Below are 21442 nucleotides of genomic sequence, written 5' to 3'. Positions count from 1 at the left end.
GCCTGGAGGAGGGACTGGTGCCGCCCTCCGCGCCCGTTCGGGTGTGGGGTTTCGTCACGCCTGGCGGCGAAAGCGAACTGAGCCCTTGCCACTTGTGGTGCTGGTGCACCAGCTGGCGGCCTTGCTGCGTGGTGGGCGGGGAACGTCGAGATTGTGGGAGGAACTCTGGTTGGTCCACGGCCCCCGAGCGACCAAAGATGGCGGCCCGGACACAGTGGCAGAAGCGGTGACTGCCGCACTCAGCCAGGAGTCGCTGCTGGTTGTGGCCGCAGCCAGGGCCGCATCCAACCTGGGAAATTCTTCGGCTGAAGCAATCCGGGATACCGCAGCCCGGACATATCCCCGGCGCGGAAGCTCTGAGCGACGTGTGTGGATGGAGTTGGCGGCGTGCTTGGAGGTGGCAGAAACCAGCGGTTGCCCGCTTGCTGACCTCCTCACCCGTTTCGCCGCCCAGTTGGAAGCCGAAGAAGACGCAGAGGCCGCACGGCAAACGGCGCTCGCCGGACCAAAAGCCACAGTCAAGCTGTTGTCCTGGCTCCCGGTCTTCGGGCTGGTGCTGGGGATGGCGTTGGGCGTTGACCCGTTGGGAATCCTGCTGGACAACGTCCTGGGCGTTGCTACCTTCGCAGCCGGTCTCCTCCTGACGGTGGCCGGTCGCGTTTGGTCCTCACGGCTGGTGGCCTCCGCAGCCGGGAGTGCGTGATGCTTGGGCCCCTGATGCTGGTGATGATCGTCGTCCTGGGCTTGGCGGCTTTCGTGTGGTTCACCGCGCCGACTCGTGCCAGGGCCCGCGTGCTGATCCGGAATGCCGACGCCGCGTCACTGACGGGTTCACCCCGCCGTGTTGCGGCCAGTGCCATGGACATCTTCCAGGGGTCGGGCCTCCGAAGACGGCCAGATCCCGGGGAAGGGCTGGCCCTTAATGATCCGCCTGATCCAAAGGGTCCCTCCGACGGTCTCCGAGACACCGCGATGATGCTGGAACTGGTGGCGTCAATGCTCGACGCCGGAGCTGGAATCGGGCGGGCACTCGAACTCATCTCCGGGTGTGCATCACCACCCATCAGGCGATCGCTCAGGCCAGTGGTGGCCGCGCTGGCCATCGGCGCGGATTGGGAGACGGCGTGGCGGACTCCCACCCAGCACGTGCCTGAGGTGGTCCGTCTCAAGGAGGCACTGGCTTTCGCAGCTTTAACCGGCGCCCCCTCGGCTTCGATCCTCTACGCACAGGCCGCCAGGGAACGGCGCGAACAGTTCCGGACTGCCGAGAAGCGAGCCGCTGCGTTGGGCGTGAAACTGGTAGTGCCCTTGGGCCTTTGCTCACTGCCGGCATTCATCTGCCTGGGGATCGTCCCGGTCCTGATCGCCATGCTTCCTGCCGGATGACGCGTCCACGATGATCGGCACAGAGTGGGCTGCGAATGGCCCCCACTCTCCCTCCACATCCTGCTGATCGATTGGGGGTTATCCACTTGGAGGAATCCCCTTCTTTCAGGCAGCACCGAGCCACGGAAGAGTCGAATCAGTCGGCGGACCCGCTGGCTTTTCTTGAAAGGAACCCACAGTGAGAACACTCTTCAGGGCCGAATCCGGCCGCCGTCAGGGCCGCCGTGCTGCTGGCCAGGAGCGAGCCTCGATGGATCGAGCCGCCTTAACCGGGAAGCAAGGAATGAGGACCTTTGGAATCGAGCAATTTGAACTCGAGGAATTCACGGATTCCGGTTTCGGCGAAGCGGGCTTCCGGGCCACTGGAACGGACCTTCAACTCACTACGTCGCACGGTGCGCTGGCCATGCGGGAGCCGGAGAACCTCCGCGACCAGGGAACGTTGCGGAAGCGACCAGGGCGGCATCATCGGAAGAACCTGTGGAGGAGTCATGAACGTCTCCGGACACGGGGAATGCTTCCGGGCTCGGAGAGCGGTATGGCCACGGCCGAGTATGCCATCGCTACCCTCGCTGCAGTAGGTCTCGCGGGGCTATTGGTGGTCCTCCTTCGGAGCGAAGAAGTCCGCGGCTTCCTGCTCAACCTGATTCGCACGGCCCTGTCCTTGCCATGACGCACGTGCTGCCTGCCGGCAGGAGTTCATCTGCTGCCTGCGCCGGACCAACATCCGGCCAGAAGGCCGGACCATCATCCAGTCAGAAGGCTGGCGGGGAGGAGTCGGGCGCAGTGACCGCGGAGTTCGCCGTTGCCTTGCCGGCCGTGGTCTTCCTCTTGGCATTGCTGCTGGCAGGCGGCGCTGCGGGACTCACACAACTGCGATTGGAGGAAGCCGCCACGGCAGGAGCACGGGCCTCCGCGCGGGGCGAGACGGGTGGTGCCGTGGAAGGAATTGTGAGGCGGCTTGCCGGTGACGGCGTCAGTTCGTCCGTTACCAACGACGCCGGGTGGCTCACGGTGACGGCGTCGTCCCGGGTAGGCGGAGCCGTGGGATCACTGATCCCTTGGACGTTGACGGCGTCGGCTTCCGCCCGCGCAGAGTCAGCCGGTTCGGGGGCTGATGCCGAATCAGCGGGCTCAGGGGCCGGCATGCCATGAACCCGTTTCCAACCCCTTTCCATCTCGAGCGCGGGGCGGGAACAGTTCTCGCGCTGACGCTGGGTGCAGTGGTGATGGCCTTGCTCGTGGGCGTCCTGGTCCTGGCCCAGGCAGGGGTGATGGCGTCCAGGGCTGCGTCCGCTGCGGACCTGGCTGCGCTCGCCGCCGCCGATGCTGCCAGGGGCCTCACTTCAGGGGAACCGTGCACGGTGGCCTCCGAAGTAGCGGCGCGGCACGATGCAACAGTCACATCCTGCACAGTAACCGGAGGGAACGTAGCTGATGTGGCTACCGAGTTGGCTCATCCCTTCGCCTGGGGAGTCGCTACGGGACGGGCACGGGCAGGGCCACCTCCGTAGGCGCCGTTGTTCGCAGGGCTGACCTGGAGGGGCCTAGATGGCGTCCTTCAGCAACACACCCAGCAGCGTGATGGCGGCTGCCTTGTCCAGCGGGTTGTTCTTGTTGCCACATTTGGGGGACTGGACGCAGGACGGGCAGCCGGCCTCACACTCACAGGCCTGGATGGCTTCTTTGGTCGCCGTCAACCAGATCTTGGCCTTTTCAAAGCCCCGCTCAGCGAACCCGGCGCCACCTGGATGTCCGTCGTAGACGAAGATCGTGGGTACCCCGGTGTCGGCATGGAGGGCAGTGGAGACGCCGCCGATGTCCCAGCGGTCACTGGAGGCAACCAAGGGAAGAAGCCCAATGGCGGCGTGTTCTGCCGCATGAAGTGCCCCCGGGAACTCTGCTTCCACCAGCCCTGCCCCGTGAAGCGAGCGGTTATCCACTACAAACCAGACGGCCTTGGTAAAGAGATCCCGGGCGCCCAACTCCAAGGGTTCCTCACCGAGGATCTCGTTGGAAATCAGGGCCTTACGTTGGAAGGAGACAACTTGTGTAGTCACTTTGACGTCGCCAAAATGCGCGGTGATGTCGCCCCACTGGACCGAGCGCGACGTTTCGAGAACTTCAATCTGGGTTACGTCGCGTGCCGTGGTGTAGAAGTCGGGGTTGACCCGGCGCACCATCACGCAGTGGTCGGCCTCGTTGAGGTCCTCCACCAGGTAGCTCTCGTCTTGGTGGACATAGATCGCACCTGTATGGGCTTGGTAGTGGGTTTGCGGCGAGTCCATGGTCCCCAGCAGCGACCCCGTTTCGGCATCAACGATGCTCACTGGACCGCCTCCGTCCGCCCGGAGGTTCACCATTCCGGCAGCACTCTCCGGATGGGTCCAGAACCAACCCGCAGGCCGTTTGCGGAGGTATCCCTGGACCACAAGACGGTCCAGCAGCCCTTCGGAGGTGGGGCCAAAAAGGTCGAGCTCGGCCGGCCCGATCGGCAACTCAGCGGCCGCTGCACACAAATGGGGACCAAGAACGTACGGGTTGCCGGGATCAAAAACGGTGGCTTCCACAGAGACGTCAAAGATGGCCTCGGGATGGTTCACCAGGTAAGTGTCCAAGGGGTCATCGCTGGCAACAAAAGCGGCGATGGCATCCTGTCCTGCGCGCCCTGCCCGGCCAATCTGCTGGAAAAGCGAAGCCCGGGTGCCCGGCCATCCAGCCACCAGCACCGCATCCAGCCCCGAAATATCGATGCCCAGCTCCAATGCCGAGGTACTGGAAACGCCCAGCAGCTGACCGGACCTCAGAGCCTGCTCCAAAGCCCGCCGCTCTTCGGGCAGGTACCCGGACCTATAGGCAGCAACCCGCCCCGGCAAGCTGGGGTCCACCTCGTCCAGGAGTCTTTTGGTGATGGAGGCAATGGACTCGGCTCCGCGGCGCGACTTGATGAACGCGATGGTCCTCACACGCGAGGAAACGAGGTTTGCCAGGATGTCCGCTGTTTCGGCTACGGCGGTCCGCCGCTGCTTGGCACCGTTCTCACCCTTGACGTCCGTGAGCGCCGGCTCCCAAAAAGCAACTGTGGTGGAACCGTGGGGCGAGCAGTCCTCGGAAACCTCCCTGACAGGCGCACCGATGAGCCGGCCAAAAGAAACGCCGGGGTCGGAGGCGGTGGCGGACGCGGCAATGAATACCGGCTCGGGGAACGTGTTTCCTGCACCGTAGTAGGCGCAGATCCGCCGGAGCCGCCGCATCAGGTTTGCCACGTGGGAGCCGAAGACACCGCGGTAGCTGTGGGCCTCGTCCACAATCACGTAGCGCAGCCGCCGGAAAAACTTTGCCCACCAGGTGTGGTTGGGCAGGATGCCGAAGTGCAGCATGTCCGGGTTGGCCAGGATGAAGTTCGCGTGATCGCGGATCCAACGGCGCGACGCAACATCGGTGTCGCCGTCGTAGGTCTCTGCCCGTACGGTGGGCAGCTTCAGCGAGCGGATCGCGGCGAGCTGGTCCGCCGCCAACGCCTTGGTGGGGGACAAGTACAGGGTGACGGCACCGTCGTCATGGATCTTCCCTGGGTCGGCCAGGACCCGCAATTCGGAACGGTGTATCGCGTCCAGAGCCGGCAGTTGGTAGGCGAGCGACTTTCCGGATGCCGTTCCAGTGGCGATCACCACGTGCTGTCCGGAGTGGGCGAGGTCGGCGGCCTGGACCTGGTGCCGGTACGGTTCGTGGATCCCCAGGGCCTCATAGGCCCCCACGACGTCGGGATGGACCCAGCCCGGCCACGGCTCATTGACGGCCTTCCTGGCGGGGATGGTGTGGACATGGCGCAGCTGTTCCGGGTCAGGCGTCCGGCCCAGCAGGGAGATCAATGAATGAGGTGCAGCCACCGAATCATTCTGTCACTGTGCGGGCATGCCGACGGCGGCACCCGAGGACGCCGCCGTCGAACCTGGCTCAACCAGTAGCCGAACCGAGAGAAGCTACGCCCCTGAAAGGTCGGACCCTTCAGTGCCGCTGGCGGACATCATGAGCACGTGGCACACCACGTCCCAGCCAAGATGGGAGTAGAGCTTCTGGCCGTCCAGGGATGCCAGCAGAAGCCCGTTCTCCACATCATGCGAGAACGCTTGGGCGGCGAGGGCCTTCATGATGAAGCTTCCAAGCCCACGGCGCTGGAAGTCCGGTTCGGTGACGATCTTGTCGAAGACGGCGGTACCGTCCACCACGAAGACCCGTCCGCTGGCGGCCACCTGCTCGCCGGAATGGACCACGGCGTAGTGGACTCCGTTGGATTCGGAGGTGGCGAGTTCAAGGTCGTCGTCGGGCAGCCACGGGTCCTCGGAATCCTGGGTTTCCATGTCCACGATCATCATGGTTTGCGATGCGGACGTCACGGTCAGCCCGTGCTGCTCAGCCAGGTACTTGTACCGTTGGACGTCGTTGGTGAGGACCGTCAGGATCCGGGTAGGGGCTTCTGCGGTCTTGCCCGCAAGGGCGGTGAACTCTTCGTCCGAGGGATCGTGGGCAAAATACTCCCAGTCACCGGTTTTGTCGGCGCGAAGCGCAGCAGGGAAGCGGCCTTCTTGGCGTGACTCATAGCCGCGGCAGCCGGACCAGCCGGCTACCCAGACTTCCAAGAGGTGCGCAATGTCTTCAACCAACGCGTCTGGACTCATGTAGAGAGAGTATGCCAGCGCACCATGAAGCAACAGAGCCCGATCAGCCCCGGAATGCTTGCTTATGGAATTGTGACTTCTCCTATCGGCAGGCGCTGCGCCAGCCGGGCCGGAAGTGTGGCCGGCCTGCGATTTTACTGCACCAAGTACCCTTGAATAGTGGCTTTGAACCGAATTGTGCTCTTCTATGGCTTTACCCCGATCGCCGACCCCGACGCCGTGCGTCTGTGGCAGCGCGCCCTCTGCGAGAAACTGGGCCTCACCGGCCGGATCCTCATATCGAAGGACGGCATCAATGCCACGGTGGGCGGCGAACTGAACAACATGAAGCAGTACGTGAAGACCACGCGTGAATATAAGGGCTTCCACGGGATCGACTTCAAATGGTCGGAGGGAAGCGCCGCAGATTTCCCGCGCCTCAGCGTCAAGGTCCGCGATGAAATCGTCTCGTTCGGTGCTCCCGGGGAACTCAAGGTTGATGCCAACGGCGTGGTGGGTGGGGGCAAGCACCTGCAGCCGGAGGAACTCCACGCGCTGGTGGAGGCCAGGAAGTCCAGTGGCGAGGACGTGGTCTTCTTTGACGGCCGCAACGCGTTCGAGGCACAGATCGGCAAGTTCAAGGATGCGATCGTTCCGGACGTGGACACCACGCACGACTTCATCAAGGAACTGGACTCGGGCAAGTACGACGACCTCAAGGACAAGCCGGTCGTCACCTATTGCACCGGTGGAATCCGCTGCGAAGTCCTATCCAGCCTGATGGTCAACAGGGGCTTCAAAGAGGTCTACCAGTTGGATGGCGGGATTGTCCGCTACGGAGAAACGTTCAAGGACAAAGGGCTCTGGGAAGGTTCCCTTTATGTCTTTGACAAGCGCATGCACGTTGAGTTCAGCGAGGACGCCAAAACCATTGGCGAATGCGTCCGCTGCGCTGCCCCCACCAACAAGTTCGAGAATTGCTCCAACCTCAGTTGCCGCACTCTGACCCTGTACTGTGCCGAATGCGCCTCAAGTCCGGAAACGCTGCGCTGCCCCGGAGGCTGCGAAGCCGCTTAGTGCGGCCTTATAGCCTGCTTACCCGGTAGGCGAAATTGGCATCGGACCTGGATCCGACCGTGATGGACAGGATGGCGTCCTTGTCCAGTTGAACCACGCTTACCCGCGCGTTGGCGCATCCCAAAGTCAGGTCCACCAGGGCCACATCGTTCAACGTCACGGCGAACGTGACCCGGCGGGTGCCACGGCATGCCAGCGTCACGGCGTATGTTCCTCCGGGCAACTGCACCGTTTGCTCGGATTTGGACTCACCGGGGTTCAGATAGCCGCTGCTGGAGTAGAACGACTGACCTTGCGACTCAGGCAGCGCAGCCTTTGCCCATTCTTCAAGGGCATCGCCGCTGACGGTTTCTTCCAGCGCCGGATCGGGCGGAAGAGCGACGTTTCCTGCAGTAGAGGTGGCGGTGCCCTCCGGCCTGCCGCCGTCCTCATAGGTGTATTCGCAACCAGCCACGCCGCCGCCCAGGACAACGAGAAGCACGACGGCGGCCCTCGCCAGCCGCTGTGACATCACCGAGCAAGCTGCCTTGCTGCCCATGCACTGACTTTACGCCCGGGTGGCCGCTGTCTGAAGGCTTGTGGGTGGAAGAAATCCGGAGCCTTCTAGCTTGCCGTCGGAGCCAGGTGATAAGCGTAAATCAGTGGGGCATCGACGCTGCTTGTCGAGATACTGAGGGGGCCGGCGGCAGGCACTTTGATTTTCACCACATCGAGGCTGCCGTTGCATGCTGCAGCAGCATCGGCGATTTTGTCTCCGCTCAAGGAAACTGCGAAGTAGGCCTTGCCGCCGCCGTCGCACGCCATGGTGAGCGTAAAGGTCCCGGCGGACACGCTTGGCGATTCCTTGACCAAGGGGTCCCGGTTGAGGATCTTGCCGGAGTCCTCCAGGACCGCGCCGCTTGCTGTCGGGAGGACCTTTTCCTTCCAAGCGGGAACGTCTGCATCTGCGATGTTGACCGGCGCCTGGCAGGCGCTGACCCCCAGCAGGACACCAGCGGCCAGGGCACCAAGGCCCGCGCGGCGCCTTGTGGAGGAGAAGTTGAGCATGATTCCACGCTACCGGGTTCCAGCGGCGTCCTTTGTCCACATAGCCCGGAACGGGACCGCCCGGCCCGGCGGGCCGCCCCTACACTTGCAGGGTGACTGACACAGCATTCTTGTTTACCGCCGGCAACACTGACGATGCTCCCCGAAGCGACCAACCCGGTCTGCTCCAGGTGCTTGCCAGGGACCTTCGCGCCCTCTCCTACACCGTGGACGGGGTGGCTGCCCTGCTGGGGGAGTCGGCTTCAGCAGCGCTTAGCCGGGACCAAGTGGTTCCTGCGCTCCTGGCCACCGAGCGGTTGAAGGACTCGCACGATCCCGCGGTCCGGTCACTGGCTGTGATTGTCCGTCTCTGGCTTCTGGCCGTCCCACAGTCCGTGGCCGACGTTGACTCCGCCCTGCCCGGAGTCCGTACCCAAGGACTCGTGGAACTTGGCCTGGCTGCCATGGATGGCGGGGTCGTCCGGGTCACAGTAGACCTGCGCCCCTACGGGTGGGACGCGAATGCTGACGGCAGCGGTGGCGCCGAACTCTGGGTCGCCAGTGACCTCGCCGCCCACCAACAGCCGGGAGTCCTGCGTCACGACCATGTCCTGGGCATTGGCCGCGCCTCCACAACGCTGGTCCAAACCACCTTCAGGCAACACACCAAACGCGCCCTGGACCTGGGGACTGGCTGCGGGATACAGACCTTCCACCTGCTGCACCATTGCGAGCACGTTACTGCAACGGACATCTCCTCAAGGGCACTGGCATTTACCCGGTTCAACCTGCTGCTGAACGCGGCGGAGCTTGATCTGGATCCCCAGGACTTGGAAAGCCGGGTAAGCCTGCGCCTGGGATCGCTCCTGGACCCTGTGGAGGGTGAACAGTTCGGCTTGGTGGTGTCCAACCCTCCCTTCGTGATTACACCCAGGACGGGCGGGGAATCGTCGTCGGACCAGTTCACCTACCGCGACGGCGGACTTCCGGGTGACGGGATCGTAGCTTCGTTGGTGCAATCACTTGCAAGCGTCCTGGAACCCGGGGGCACCGCACAAATGCTGGGCAACTGGGAGGTTACAGAGGGCTCGGACTGGAAGGACCGTCCCACTGCGTGGCTGAAGGACTCGGGTCTTGACGTGTGGTTCATCCAGCGCGAGCAAGTGGATCCGGAACAGTATGCGGAGACCTGGCTGCAGGATGCCTCGCAGAACCGTGACCGTGAGCAGTACAAGGAGTCGTACGCCGCTTACCTGGACGACTTCGCCTCCAGGAACGTGGAAGGGATCGGCTTCGGCATGATCTGGCTGCGCCGCCCCGAGCCAGGACACCGGCCCATCATCAGCCGCTTCGAAGAGATCACCTATCCCATCGAACAACCCATCGGACCGCATCTGGGCGCGGCCGTGGAACGGGCCGATTGGGTGGCCGCCACCCCGGTGGCCGACGCGCATCTGGTAGTAGCGGAGGACGTGACCGAAGAACGCCACCAGCGACCTGGAGCTGCCCACCCGGGTGTCATCCTGCTGAGGCAGGGTGCAGGCCTCCGCAGGACCAATCTACTCAGCACGGAGCTTGCAGGTTTCGCCTCTGCCTGCGATGGAGAGTTGTCGGTCCGCCAGATCGTGGCGGCCCTGGTCTCGCTGTTGGGAGGTGACGAGGACTTTGACGAGGACGCTTTCACGGAGGGCCTGTACAGGGATGTCACCAACCTCGTCCTTGAGGGTTTCCTGCTTCCGGACCCGACGCAGACCAGCGAATGAGCAGCGACGCGACGCCGCCGGCGATGAACTCCGATGGTCCCGCAAGTGACCCTGACTACACTGATCAAGTGATTGCGAACAACGAGACATCCCAAACGTCAGGCGACGTTCCGCGGCGGAAGCGGGCCGAGAAGACGGTTGAGATCACCGATCCCAAGGCTATCCGCGCCTTGGCGCACGCTGCCCGCATCGAGGTCATTTCTGAGCTTTACGCCACCCAGGTGAGCCACACAGCAACCGAACTCGCTGCCCGGACCGGCCTGACTCCCAGCGCCATGAGCTACCACCTCCGCGCCCTCCAGAAATGGGGAATCGTGGCACCGGCCGAAAATGCCGGCGATGCACGCGAGCGGCGTTGGAAGGCGGCCGGAACAGACTTCACCATCTCCGGAGGCAGTGTCGCCAGCCCCGAGATTGCCGTGGTTGACCTGGAGCTCGATGCGTTCCGTCGGCGCGCTTCTGCCTTCGCCAAAGCCCGGGGGGAGCGCCGCCAGCGCGGTGAAGGGGGAGACGAGCCGGTATCGGTGGTCCTCTCCAGCAACCTGCTCTATCTCACCAACCCGCAACGGAAGGAACTGGCGGACAGAATCCGCGAGGTCGTGAGGGAGTACGAACTTGAGGATCCCACGCAGATTCCGGAAGGTGCCGAACGTGTGGCAACCTTGTGGTCGATGATCCCGGACGACCGCGTGGCACCTGGGCAATAACCCTCCGGCCTGGTCACCGAATGACCGCCCTGGTTTCCGTACCAAAACGCAGGATTCTGCAAACTATGGTGAACTAGGCCAATATGGGCACCAGCCCAATTACACATTTTTTCTGTAGGAGCACCGTGCCCAGCAAGGCAAAAACCGGCAAGAAACTCGTGATCGTGGAGTCTCCCGCCAAGAGTAAGACCATCGCCAAGTACCTTGGCGAAGGCTTCATCGTCGAGGCTTCCATCGGCCACATCCGGGACCTCCCGCAGCCGTCTGATCTCCCTGCAGAACTGAAGAAGACCTCGCTGGGCAAGTTCGCCGTCGACATCGAAAACGACTTCAAGCCGTACTACGTTGTCTCCCCGGACAAGAAGAAAAAGGTTGCCGAGCTCAAGGCCCAGCTTAAAGACGCTGATGCGCTCTACCTCGCAACCGATGGGGACCGCGAAGGCGAGGCCATCGCGTGGCACCTCTTGGAGGTCCTGAAACCCAAGGTTCCCGTCTATCGCATGACCTTTGGTGAAATCACCAAGGAAGCCATCCACCGCGCCATGGACAACCTGCGCGATGTGGACACCGCTTTGGTGGATGCGCAGGAAACCCGCCGCATCCTCGACCGCCTGTATGGCTACGAGATCTCTCCTGTCCTGTGGCGCAAGGTTGCCCGCGGGCTTTCGGCCGGCCGCGTGCAGTCCGTGGTGACCCGCATGGTGGTGGACCGCGAACGTGAACGCATGGCATTCCGGGCAGCCTCCTACTGGGACCTCACCGGCCAGTTCGGTGCTGACTCGGGTTCCTTCAAGGCCAAGCTTGCTGCTGTGGACGGTTCCAAGGTTGCCAGTGGCCGTGACTTCAATGACAACGGCCAGCTCACCTCCTCCACAGTGGTGCACCTCAACGAGGAACTTGCCACGTCCTTGGCCGCGGGCCTGGAAAACGCCGAATTCCGCGTACGCTCCGTAGATACCAAGCCGTACACCCGCCGTCCGGCCGCACCGTTCACCACGTCGACGCTGCAGCAGGAAGCCGGCCGCAAGCTGCGCTTCTCCTCCAAGAGCACCATGCAGGTAGCCCAGCGCCTGTATGAAAACGGCTACATCACGTATATGCGTACCGACTCCTCGGCGTTGAGCGACGAAGCCCTCACGGCATCCCGCCGCCAGGCCGCCGAGCTCTACGGCCCTGAGTACGTGCCCCAGAGCCCCCGCGTTTACGCCAACAAGGCAGCCAACGCGCAGGAAGCGCACGAGGCCATCCGTCCCGCAGGAGACTCTTTCCGCACCCCGGCACAGGTTGCCAAGCAGCTGAGCGGCGATGAGTTCCGGTTGTACGAGCTCATCTGGAAGCGCACCGTCGCCTCGCAGATGGCCGACGCCAAGGGCTCCACCGCCACTATCCGCCTCGGTGCGGTGGCGGCAGACGGACGCGACGCCGAATTCTCGGCTTCCGGTACCGTCATCACCTTTCCCGGCTTCCTGGCCGCCTATGAAGAAGGTAAGGACGAGAGCCGCGGCGATGATGAGTCGGACGAAGCCCGTCGCTTGCCCAATGTTGCCAAGGGCGACTCCCTGAAAGCATCGGAAATCCAGGCTGTAGGACACGAAACGTCTCCACCGCCGCGGTACACAGAAGCCTCGCTGACTGCTGAACTGGAAAAGCGGGGCATCGGCCGTCCGTCCACTTATGCCTCCACGATTTCCACCATCCAGGACCGCGGGTATGTCCGGAAGCAGGGTTCCGCCCTGGTTCCGAGCTGGATTGCTTTCTCGGTGATCCGTTTGCTGGAACAACACTTCACGGACTACGTGGACTACGAGTTCACTGCGGACATGGAAGGCGACCTGGACAAGATCGCCAATGGCCAGGCCGCAGGCGCCGCCTGGCTCAAGCACTTCTACTACGGTGAAGACGCCGATCCGGGTCTGCTGAGCATCGTCAACAACCTCGGCGAAATCGACGCCCGCGAGATCAACTCCGTGCCCATCGCCGAAGGCATTACACTCCGCGTAGGCAAGTTCGGACCCTACCTGGAAAGCTCGATCCCCACCATCGACCAGAAGACCGGCGAGGTAGTTGAGTCCTCCCGGGCCAACGTCCCTGAGGAACTTGCCCCGGATGAACTCACGGCAGCCAAAGCCATTGAGTTGATGGAGACTGCCGCCCCGGAGGAACGCGTCCTGGGCACTGATCCCCACACCGGGCACACCGTGGTGGCCAAGAACGGCCGTTACGGGGCCTACGTCACCGAGATCATCCCGGAAATGACAGAGGAACAGTTGGCCAACCAGCCGGTTGAGTACTACAAGAACGGCAAGCCGAAGCCGCCCAAGAAGCCAGTAAAGGCCAAGCCGCGTACAGGATCGCTGTTCAAGTCCATGACCGTGGACACGGTTACCCTTGACGAGGCGCTGCAGCTCATGAGCCTTCCGCGGGTACTCGGTGAGGATGCTGACGGCAATCCCATCACGGTGCAGAACGGCCGCTTTGGTCCGTACCTGAAGAAGGGCACGGATTCCCGCTCCATCGGTTCGGAAGAGGAAATCTTCACGATTACCTTGGAACAGGCACTGGAGATCTATTCACAGCCCAAGCAGCGGGGAGCCCGTGCGGCTGTACCGCCGCTTGCCGAGTTCGGCCCGGACCCTGTTTCGGAAAAGAACATCGTGGTGAAGGAAGGCCGGTTCGGCCCGTACATCACAGACGGCATCACCAACATCACGGTCCCGCGCACCACCTCGCTGGAGGAACTGACCCGGGAACGCGCCGTCGAACTTTTGGCTGAAAAAAGGGCCAAGGGCCCGGTCAAGCGGACCACCACCCGCAAAGCGCCGGCCAGGAAGACCGCAGCCAAGAAGTAGCTTCAGCGAAGGCCGGGACAGCATGCGCGAATTGCGTCCCGGCCGGCATCGTGGTCGAGTAGAACCATGACTGAACAGACTGTTTCACCGGACAACGAACCCTTGAACGACCTCGAGGCGAAGCTCGCCTCGGCCGAGCAGCCGGACGCCAACCCGGTGGATGTCATCCTCGCTTTCCTCAACAACGAGGTTTACCTGGTCAGCTCCGAAGCCGTGGACGGCCCGGACTCGTCGGTGGAGCCGCTGGTGCTCTCCAACGCCGACGGCCAGCCCGTCCTGGCAGTCTTCAGCCACCCGAGCCGCGTCGATGAGCGCTTCCTCGAAGCAGCCCCGCACGTCCTGGGCACCATGGGCTCGGCGATCCTCGGCAACATCGGTGATGAACTGGGCATGGTCATCAACCCGGGCAGCGAGTTCGGCTTCGAAATTGATCCCGAAGGCATCGCCAACATCCGCCGCGACTTCAAGCGTGCAGACGAAGCTGGGGAGCCCGCGGAATAGGGCCCGCCCCACCATCAGCCACCCTTCCGTCGACGAAACGTCGTCGCCAAGTTGCTTCGCGGGCTTCGAATCGGTGAATAATGGCAGAATGCGTCTTGGCGTTCTAGACATCGGTTCCAACACCGTCCATCTGCTGCTTGTGGATGCTCATCCGGGCGCGCGTCCGGTGGCTTTCGCATCCCACAAACGTCCTCTGTCCTTGGTGCAATACCTTGACGGTGACGGCAACATCAATGACGCCGGCCAGCATGAGCTCATCGAGTTTGTGCTGGAAGCCTGGGAGTTCGCGGCCAGCCACAAAGCGGAGGACCTTCTGGCGTTCTGTACGTCCGCCATCCGCGAGGCCACCAACGGCCCGGAAGTCCTGGCCAAGGTGAAACACGAAACCACGGTGACCCTCCAGGAACTCACGGGCAGCGAAGAAGCCTCCATGACCTTCTTTGCTGTACGCCGTTGGTATGGATGGGGCGCAGGGCCCATCCTGGACCTCGACATCGGGGGTGGCTCGTTTGAAATGGCCTACGGAACGGACGAGCTCCCTGAGTTCGCCACCTCCGTTCCCCTGGGTGCCAGCCGCCTGACGCGGGACTGGCTCCACGATGATCCGCCAACTGCCAAGAGCGTCAAGGAACTGCGGCGTTACATCCGTTCCACCCTGAAGCCGGTGGTCCGTAATTTCCATGAGCTGGGCCGCGCGAACCTGGTGGCGGGCACCTCCAAGACCTTCCGTTCGCTGGCCCGCATCGCCGGAGCTGCTCCCAGCGCAGCTGGACCATACGTGAAGCGCGAACTCCACGCAGCGGACCTTGGCCTTTGGGCCCAGCGCATTTCCGCCATGACCGTGGAAGACAGGCTGTACCTCCCGGGCGTCTCGGATGCCCGTGCCCGCCAACTGTTGGCAGGCGCGCTGGTGGCCGAGGCTGCGCTGGAGCTCTTTGAGTTCCCCACCATGGAAATTTGTCCATGGGCGCTGCGGGAAGGCCTGATCCTGCGGCGGCTTGACCAGCTGGTGTTCGAAGAGGCCCTCGACCCGGCTCCCCATGTGGGCAAGCGGAAGAAGGACAAGTCCAAGAAGAAAGCAGCCAAGGACGGTACCAAAACGGTGGACAACAACCAGCCCCACTCCGGGATCAAGGAATTTCCTGTTCCCGTAAACACCCCGTCCCCTGCACCAATCCCAGCCCCCGTGGCAGGCGGGCTGGCCTCCTGAGATGAGCAACGACGTCGAACCCGAAGTGAATGACCGCCAGATTCCCGTAGCGCTGTCCAGCGCGTCCGTCTATCCCTTGAGCGTCCACGACGCTTTTGCCGTGGCGCAGGACCTGGGGTACGAGGGCGTGGAGGTGATGGTCACCAACAACGCTGTGAGCCAGAACCCGGACGCCCTGATCCAATTGAGCCACCGCTACCACCAGGAGATCGTCTCCATTCACGCGCCCACCTTGCTGCTGACGCAACAGGTGTGGGGCACCGCGTGGAACAAGATCGAGAAGTCGTGCCAGATGGCCGCGGATGTCGGTTGCGACACCGTAGTGGTCCACCCGCCGTTCCGTTGGCAGTCCAACTACGCCGAGAACTTTGTGGAAGGCGTCCGGGAGATCGCGGCCATGTACCAAGTGCATATCGCCGTGGAGAACATGTACCCATGGCGTGTCCGAGGCCGGGAAGCGGTGGCCTACCTGCCGCACTGGGATCCACTGGGCCAGGATTACGACGACGTCACCTGGGACTTCTCGCACGCCGCCACTGCCGGGGCCAACAGTCTGGAAGCCATCAAGGCGCTGGGGAACAAGCTCCGCCATGTTCATCTCACTGATGGCTCGGGTTCGGGCAAGGACGAGCACTTGGTTCCGGGTACAGGAACGCAGCAGTGTGCCGATGCCCTGCAGCACCTGGCAGCCACGGGTTTCGACGGCGTGGTGGTGGCCGAAATTTCCACCCGCAAGGCCAAAGTAGCGGGGGAGCGTGAGGAAATGCTGGCGGAAACCCTGCGCTTCGCGCGGCAGCACCTCAGCGTTCCGATGCTGCGGTCCGTAGACAACTAACGGCGTCGAGCGTTTCACGCGGTTCCCGGGTTTGTTCGTCTGTCCCGCCCTTCAAGGGTGTGTCAGGCGAACAAATGGGGGATCCGTGCACTTAAAAGCGAAAGCACCGGCGGCCGAATCGGGAAATGGGGGAAAACCCGCCCGGCCACCGGTGCTTGTGGCGGACATCCCCATGCCCGCCTCATCACTCGCACCCTCAATGAGGTAACTACTAAGTTACGGACCAACCATGAGTGCTGCCTGCAATATCCTTGTGAGCTAGCTGGGAATCTGGAATCCGTTAGACCCCGTCCAAGGCCAACTGCAATGATGGAGCCATGAGCAACCGAATCGCATTCCTTGGCTGTGGATCCATGAACGAGGCAATCCTGGGAGGCCTGCTGGCAGCAGGGACGGACCCCTCAGACATTGTTGCCACCGTCCGCCGGGCCGAGCGGGCCGATGAACTCGCCCAGCGCCATGGCGTCATGGCCATCGCGGGCGAAGAGGAGCCGGACAACAACAAGCTGGCCACCAAAGGCTCGGGCATGGTCATCCTGGGCGTCAAACCGGTGGGCATCCTGGATCTGGCACGGGAGATCAGCCCGGCCCTGGCGAAGGACACGATCGTTGTCAGCGTCGCCGCAGCGGTTTCCATCGCCCAACTCGAAGCAGCGCTGCCTGACGGCCAGCCGGTGATTCGAACCATGCCCAACACGCCCTCAAGGCTTGGCCGCGGTGTCATCTCGGTCTCCCCGGGAACCCACTGCACGCCAGAACAGCTCGAAAAAGCCAAGACGGCGCTGGCAGGTGCCGGCACGGTGGTGGAGATACCCGAAGAGCAGGTGGACGCGCTGTCCGCGATCAGTGGTTCGGGTCCGGCCTACGCGTTCTATCTGGCCGAGGCCATGGCTGCGGCCGGTGTCGAGCTCGGACTGGACCAGGAGCTGTCCGTCATGCTGGCCCGTGAAACCGTGGCAGGCGCCGGGTTCATGTTGGCCGAACCGGGAGCCGATCCCACCGCACTTCGCGTTGCCGTCACCAGCCCCAAGGGAACCACCGAGCGGGCCATCATGGCCTTCGACGACGGCGGCATGCCCAGGATCATCGCCGACGGCGCCCGCGCCGCTGCCGCCCGGGCAGCAGAGATCACCAAGCAACTCGGCTAGTTTTCGTACAGATAACGCCCCTTAGAGCCGCTCTTAGGGGCGTTATCTGTACAAAAACTCCCATGGATTACGGGCGGGCTGCGAACCGCTCCAGCAAGTCCACGTGTCCGGACACAATCAGCATGTCGTGACCGGACACTTTGGTTTCCGGCCGCGCATAGGTGAAGTCCTCGCCCGGGGTTTTCACGCCGACAATGGTCACGCCGTACTTGGATCGGACCTTGGATTCCTCCAAGGTGAAGCCCACAGTTTCCTTGGGCGGGTACATCTTGACGATCGCGTAGTCGTCGTCGAATTCAATGAAGTCCAGCATGCGCCCGGACACCAGGTGCGCTGCACGGACCCCTGCGTCCGCCTCCGGGTAGATCACGTGGTTGGCGCCGATGCGGGTGAGGATCTTGCCGTGCGAGGGCGTGATGGCCTTGACCCACAGATGCTGGATGCCCAGATCCACCAGGTTCACGGTGATGAGCACCGAGGACTCGATGGACGTGCCTACGCCGACTACGGCTGAGCTGAACTCCTGGGCGCCGAGCTGGCGCAGGGCGTCGATATTGGTGGCGTCGGCCTCCACCACGTGAGTGAGTACGGGCGCCCACTTCTGGACCAGGGTGCGGTCACGTTCGATGGCCAGGACTTCACGGCCCTGCTTGACCAGCTGCTCAGCGGTGGCGGATCCGAACCGGCCGAGGCCAATGACCAGCACTGGTGCGTTGTGTGCGGGGCGGTTGGCAGCCCCCGTGGTACTAGCCAATGATTGGCCTCTCTTCCGGGTAGTGGTACAGCTGGCTGCGCTGGCGCAGGGCCAGACCGGCGGCAAGGGTTACGGTGCCGACGCGACCGGCAAACATCAAAGCGGTGAGGACATAAACGCCCGACGGCGGCAGCTCGGCGCTGAGGTTGGTGCTGAGTCCCACGGTGGCGAAGGCGGAAATGGATTCGAAGAGCACCCGGTCCAACGACGCTCCACTGATGGAGAGCAGAAGGAACGCGGCCACCGACACCAAGGTGGCGCCGGCAACGATCACCGAGATGGCCACGCGCATGGTGCCTTGGGGGATGGTTCGGCCGTAGACTTTCACGTCGGCGTCGCCGCGGGCTTCAGCCATGATGGCCAGGAACATGACGGCAATGGTGGTCACCTTGATGCCGCCGGCCGTGGACGCGGAGCCGCCGCCGGCGAACATCAGGGCGTCGGTGAGGAGCATTGTGGTGGATTCCATGTGGTTCTGGTCCACCAGGTTGAAGCCGCCCGATCGCGTCATCACCGACGCGAACAGCGAATGGGTGATCTTGTCGCCCAGGTTCATGGTGCCGATGGTCCGCACGTTGTCCCACTCCATCAAGCCCCAAAGGACCGTGCCCGCTGCCAGCAGGATGAACGAGACCTGGATGGTGAGCTTGGTGTGGAGGTTCCACTTTTTCCAGTTGAGCCCGTTCTGCTGGAGCACCATCACCACAGGGAAGCCGAGGCTGCCCAGGAACACGCCCAACATCAGCGGGATGAGGATCCACAAATCGGTCTCGTACGGGACGATGCCATCGGAGTGCGGCGTGAATCCGGCGTTGTTGAAAGCGGAAATCGAATAGAAGACGCCGTGCCACACGGATTGCCAGAAGCTCTCCCCGAGCACCATGAAGCGGGGGATCAGCACGATGGCCAGAGCGGCCTCAATCACCACCGAGGTCACAATGACGATCCTGAGCAGGGTACCCACTTCACCGAGCCGGCCTGCGTTGTTCATGGCTTCCTGGGCGATGAGCTTGCCGCGCACGCCCAGCCGCTTGCTGACCATGAGGGCCAGCAGTGAGGCCAGGGTCAAGGTACCAAGACCACCTACGAAAATGCCTATCAGGATTACCAACTGGCCGAAGAAGGTCCAGTGCGTGGCGGTGGAAACCACCGTCAACCCGGTGACGCAGACGGCGGAGACCGCCGTGAACATGGACTGGTGCAGGGGTGTGACAGTTCCGGCGGAGGAAGCCGCAGGCAAGGACAGCAAGCCGGTGAAGACCAGGATCACCACAGCGAAGACGGTCAACGCCAAACGGGCCGGTGACGTGTTGGCAATGTTGTCGATGAAGTCGCGCACGCGGGTAAAGATCCAGAGACCTTCCCGCTCCTGCTGGTTGGTTTGCCAGTTGGCCGGGCTCGTGGACCGCGACTGGCTTTGAGACATGGCGCTCTTCCTCGGTTGAACAAGCTTTCCTGAGTAGTAAACCACTATTCCCGCGGCGTAACCGGGCAGTAGGGCCCGCCAGGCTCAGGTAGCCTGTTCTGGATGAACTCCAGGCTTGGAACCACGGCTTCCAGCATTACGCGCTCCGCACTGCCAACGACGGTGGTGTGGGACCCAGCCATGACTGCCTACAATTTTGGCCCCGGCCACCCCATGGCACCGCAGCGGCTGGAACTGACAGCGCGGCTGGCCGAGTCCTTGGGGCTGTTCGGACACGAGCATGTGGCCGTCGAGGCACCCGCTGTGGCCTCCGACGTCGAACTTTTAACGGTCCACAGCACCGGCTACGTGGAGGCCGTCCGACGCGTCAGCGAGGATCCGTCCACGCCGGACGAAAGCCGTGGGCTGGGCACGGAGGACGATCCCGCGTTCGCTGGTATGCATGAGGCCAGTGCCCGCCTTGCCGGTGGCTCGCTGCTGGCCGCTGACACCATCCTGTCGGGCCGGGCCGTGCGCGCGGTGAACTTCAGCGGCGGGATGCACCATGCTGCACGCGAGCGGGCCAGCGGCTTCTGCGTCTACAACGACGTCGCGCTGGCCATCCAAAGACTGCTCGACGGCGGGGTGCAAAGGATCGTCAGCATCGACGTCGATGCGCACCACGGCGATGGGACCCAGAGCATCTTCTGGAACGATCCCCGCGTCATGACCATCAGCCTCCACGAGACAGGCCTGTCGCTCTTCCCCGGCACCGGCTTTGCCAATGAAACCGGTGGGCCGGACGCTCCCGGGACCGCGGTCAATGTTGCGCTGCCCACTTTCACGGGAGACGCGGCCTGGTTGCGGGCCTTCCATGCCGTGGTCCCGCAGCTCGTGGGTGCCTTCCAGCCCGAGGTGATCGTGAGCCAACACGGCTGCGACTCCCATCGCGACGATCCCCTGACCCACCTCACCCTCAGCATCGACGGACAGCGTGAGGCGGCGTCCGCCGTCGCAAGCCTTGCCGCCCGCTATTGCGACAACCGCTGGATCGCTACGGGCGGTGGCGGCTATGACGTCACCGGTGTTGTGCCGCGCTCATGGAGCCACCTGATCGGGATGGTGACGCAACGCCCGGTACCGCTCAGCACGCCGGTGCCCGAAGCCTGGCGGACGTACGTGCGCGAAACCTATGGCGTGTGGGCTCCGGAATCCATGGGCGATGACGTGGACGTGTGGTGGCGCTCCTGGGAGGTAGGCTACGACCCCGCGGACGAGGTGGACCGGACCATCATTGCCACGCGCAAGGAGATCTTCCCCCTGTACGGCCTGGACCCCTGGTTCGACTGACGCTGGTTCCGCCCGAATCCCGCCTGCATCACAACGAAACAGGGATGCCAATTGGCGTATATGTCGCTAGGGTGGGAGGCATGGTGACTGACGACGTATTTGCCGTCATAGCTGAGGCAACCAGACGCGACATCCTGGTCTCCCTCCGCTCTGGGGATAAAGCAGTAGGCGAACTGGTGGAAGAACTGGCTGCAAGCCAGCCCACAATCTCCAAGCATCTGAAGGTGCTCCGCGAGGCTGATCTGGTCAGCATGCGCGCGCAAGGCCAGAAGCGCTTCTATGCCCTGAATCCCAAGCCGCTTGCGGGCGTCGCGAGCTGGCTTGAAACGTTCGACGTCGGAACCCCGGCTCCCGCCGTCGTCGTGCCTGCTGCTGCGGCGACTTCCGCCGCTGCCGCCACGGACGTGCCCGCCGCTGTGGCTCCCGCCGATGCCGCCGTCGCGTCAGTACCCAACCGCGCCGACGCCATTGGCCAGGCCGTCAAGGTCCACGCGAGTGGAACGCCCGTCTCCCTTGACCCGGCCTCCGATGACACCGTCCCCCAGCAAATCGGCCGCACCGTTGGCCGCGCTGCCACTAAGGCTGCTGACCTCCTGGCCAATCTTCCGAACCTGCCCAACCTTCCCAAATTCGGTCGTAAGCGGTAGCGCACCCCTACTTAACGTGATCCTCATCACATTGTGAGTTTTTGTTTACCTTGGGTTTCCTTGTGTTTTCAACGATTTTCTACAGTTGTGTTAACACGGCGATGAGGGTCACATTGGCTCCGGATG

At 63.2% G+C, this 21442-nt stretch carries 21 protein-coding genes; 15 read left to right on the top strand and 6 right to left on the bottom strand.

The features are described from left to right. Positions 1 to 94 precede the first annotated feature (94 nt). The 5 genes from ABIE35_RS02615 (at position 95) to ABIE35_RS02595 (ending at position 2900) form a co-directional block, all read left to right on the top strand. The gene (locus tag ABIE35_RS02615; protein ID WP_354512357.1) at positions 95 to 703 is read left to right on the top strand and encodes a type II secretion system F family protein; all 609 of its coding nucleotides are present in this window, start codon (positions 95 to 97) and stop codon (positions 701 to 703) included. Further along, positions 703 to 1386: a type II secretion system F family protein gene (locus tag ABIE35_RS02610; protein WP_354512301.1), complete on the top strand. Its 684-nt coding sequence runs from the start codon at positions 703 to 705 to the stop codon at positions 1384 to 1386. Before ABIE35_RS02615 ends, ABIE35_RS02610 begins: the two co-directional genes overlap by 1 nt. A gap of 283 nt (positions 1387 to 1669) precedes the next feature. Beyond that, complete coding sequence (locus ABIE35_RS02605) at positions 1670 to 2059, top strand: DUF4244 domain-containing protein (protein WP_354512300.1); 390 nt, start codon at positions 1670 to 1672, stop codon at positions 2057 to 2059. After that, positions 2056 to 2541 (top strand): TadE family type IV pilus minor pilin, encoded by a 486-nt coding sequence (locus ABIE35_RS02600; protein ID WP_502921345.1) that lies wholly within the window; start codon positions 2056 to 2058, stop codon positions 2539 to 2541. Before ABIE35_RS02605 ends, ABIE35_RS02600 begins: the two co-directional genes overlap by 4 nt. Beyond that, positions 2538 to 2900, top strand: coding sequence for an Rv3654c family TadE-like protein (locus ABIE35_RS02595; protein WP_354512298.1), 363 nt, complete (start codon positions 2538 to 2540; stop codon positions 2898 to 2900). The genes ABIE35_RS02600 and ABIE35_RS02595 overlap by 4 nt, the downstream gene beginning before the upstream one ends. Before the next feature lie 33 nt (positions 2901 to 2933). Here the strand turns inward: ABIE35_RS02595 and ABIE35_RS02590 are convergent, their stop codons facing one another. Together ABIE35_RS02590 and ABIE35_RS02585 are read right to left on the bottom strand one after the other, a co-directional pair. Beyond that, positions 2934 to 5276 carry a DEAD/DEAH box helicase gene (locus ABIE35_RS02590; RefSeq protein ID WP_354512297.1) on the bottom strand — a complete coding sequence of 781 codons (2343 nt, stop codon included), beginning with the start codon at positions 5274 to 5276 and terminating at the stop codon, positions 2934 to 2936. A 93-nt stretch (positions 5277 to 5369) separates the two neighbouring features. After that, complete coding sequence (locus tag ABIE35_RS02585; RefSeq protein WP_354512296.1) at positions 5370 to 6065, bottom strand: GNAT family N-acetyltransferase; 696 nt, start codon at positions 6063 to 6065, stop codon at positions 5370 to 5372. Between the two features lie 159 nt (positions 6066 to 6224). On the opposite strand from ABIE35_RS02585, the gene trhO reads away from it, so the two are divergent. Next, a complete protein-coding gene (gene trhO, locus ABIE35_RS02580; protein ID WP_354512295.1) occupies positions 6225 to 7121 on the top strand; it encodes an oxygen-dependent tRNA uridine(34) hydroxylase TrhO in 897 nt (298 codons plus the stop codon). 7 nt (positions 7122 to 7128) lie between these two features. Here the strand turns inward: trhO and ABIE35_RS02575 are convergent, their stop codons facing one another. Together ABIE35_RS02575 and ABIE35_RS02570 are read right to left on the bottom strand one after the other, a co-directional pair. After that, positions 7129 to 7659, bottom strand: a complete 531-nt coding sequence (locus tag ABIE35_RS02575; protein ID WP_354512294.1) for a DUF6023 family protein — start codon at positions 7657 to 7659, stop codon at positions 7129 to 7131. A 65-nt stretch (positions 7660 to 7724) separates the two neighbouring features. After that, entirely contained in the window at positions 7725 to 8168 is a 444-nt protein-coding gene (locus ABIE35_RS02570; RefSeq protein WP_354512293.1) for a DUF6023 family protein, read from the bottom strand. A 92-nt stretch (positions 8169 to 8260) separates the two neighbouring features. Here ABIE35_RS02570 and ABIE35_RS02565 point away from each other — a divergent pair, with 92 nt between their 5' ends. From ABIE35_RS02565 to proC, 7 genes are all read left to right on the top strand, one after another. After that, positions 8261 to 9910 (top strand): DUF7059 domain-containing protein, encoded by a 1650-nt coding sequence (locus ABIE35_RS02565; protein ID WP_354512292.1) that lies wholly within the window; start codon positions 8261 to 8263, stop codon positions 9908 to 9910. Between the two features lie 23 nt (positions 9911 to 9933). Continuing rightward, positions 9934 to 10617, top strand: coding sequence for an ArsR/SmtB family transcription factor (locus ABIE35_RS02560; protein ID WP_369746684.1), 684 nt, complete (start codon positions 9934 to 9936; stop codon positions 10615 to 10617). A 125-nt stretch (positions 10618 to 10742) separates the two neighbouring features. Beyond that, positions 10743 to 13466: a type I DNA topoisomerase gene (gene topA / locus ABIE35_RS02555; protein ID WP_280623479.1), complete on the top strand. Its 2724-nt coding sequence runs from the start codon at positions 10743 to 10745 to the stop codon at positions 13464 to 13466. Between the two features lie 66 nt (positions 13467 to 13532). Next, complete coding sequence (locus ABIE35_RS02550; RefSeq protein ID WP_141281152.1) at positions 13533 to 13967, top strand: SseB family protein; 435 nt, start codon at positions 13533 to 13535, stop codon at positions 13965 to 13967. A gap of 88 nt (positions 13968 to 14055) precedes the next feature. After that, positions 14056 to 15177, top strand: coding sequence for a Ppx/GppA phosphatase family protein (locus ABIE35_RS02545; protein WP_354512291.1), 1122 nt, complete (start codon positions 14056 to 14058; stop codon positions 15175 to 15177). A gap of 1 nt (position 15178) precedes the next feature. Beyond that, the gene (locus ABIE35_RS02540) at positions 15179 to 16012 is read left to right on the top strand and encodes a sugar phosphate isomerase/epimerase family protein (protein WP_354512290.1); all 834 of its coding nucleotides are present in this window, start codon (positions 15179 to 15181) and stop codon (positions 16010 to 16012) included. A gap of 317 nt (positions 16013 to 16329) precedes the next feature. Continuing rightward, complete coding sequence (gene proC, locus ABIE35_RS02535) at positions 16330 to 17160, top strand: pyrroline-5-carboxylate reductase (RefSeq protein ID WP_089596108.1); 831 nt, start codon at positions 16330 to 16332, stop codon at positions 17158 to 17160. Between the two features lie 67 nt (positions 17161 to 17227). On the opposite strand, the gene ABIE35_RS02530 is transcribed toward proC, so the two are convergent. Then, on the bottom strand, positions 17228 to 17866 hold the full coding sequence (locus ABIE35_RS02530; protein ID WP_011775951.1) for a potassium channel family protein: 639 nt from the start codon (positions 17864 to 17866) through the stop codon (positions 17228 to 17230). 40 nt (positions 17867 to 17906) lie between these two features. Beyond that, positions 17907 to 19340, bottom strand: a complete 1434-nt coding sequence (locus ABIE35_RS02525) for a TrkH family potassium uptake protein (RefSeq protein ID WP_354512289.1) — start codon at positions 19338 to 19340, stop codon at positions 17907 to 17909. A 102-nt stretch (positions 19341 to 19442) separates the two neighbouring features. Here ABIE35_RS02525 and ABIE35_RS02520 point away from each other — a divergent pair, with 102 nt between their 5' ends. Both ABIE35_RS02520 and ABIE35_RS02515 read left to right on the top strand, forming a co-directional pair. Further along, positions 19443 to 20669, top strand: a complete 1227-nt coding sequence (locus ABIE35_RS02520; protein WP_354512288.1) for an acetoin utilization protein AcuC — start codon at positions 19443 to 19445, stop codon at positions 20667 to 20669. Between the two features lie 80 nt (positions 20670 to 20749). Further along, a complete protein-coding gene (locus ABIE35_RS02515) occupies positions 20750 to 21316 on the top strand; it encodes an ArsR/SmtB family transcription factor (protein WP_354512287.1) in 567 nt (188 codons plus the stop codon). The last annotated feature ends 126 nt before the right edge of the window (positions 21317 to 21442 follow it).

The organism is Paenarthrobacter sp. 4246, from assembly GCF_040546855.1.
In the GTDB taxonomy this organism is placed as follows: Bacteria; Actinomycetota; Actinomycetes; order Actinomycetales; family Micrococcaceae; genus Arthrobacter.
Note: the sequence above shows the minus strand (reverse complement) of the source record. Positions and strands in the feature narration are given on the sequence as shown.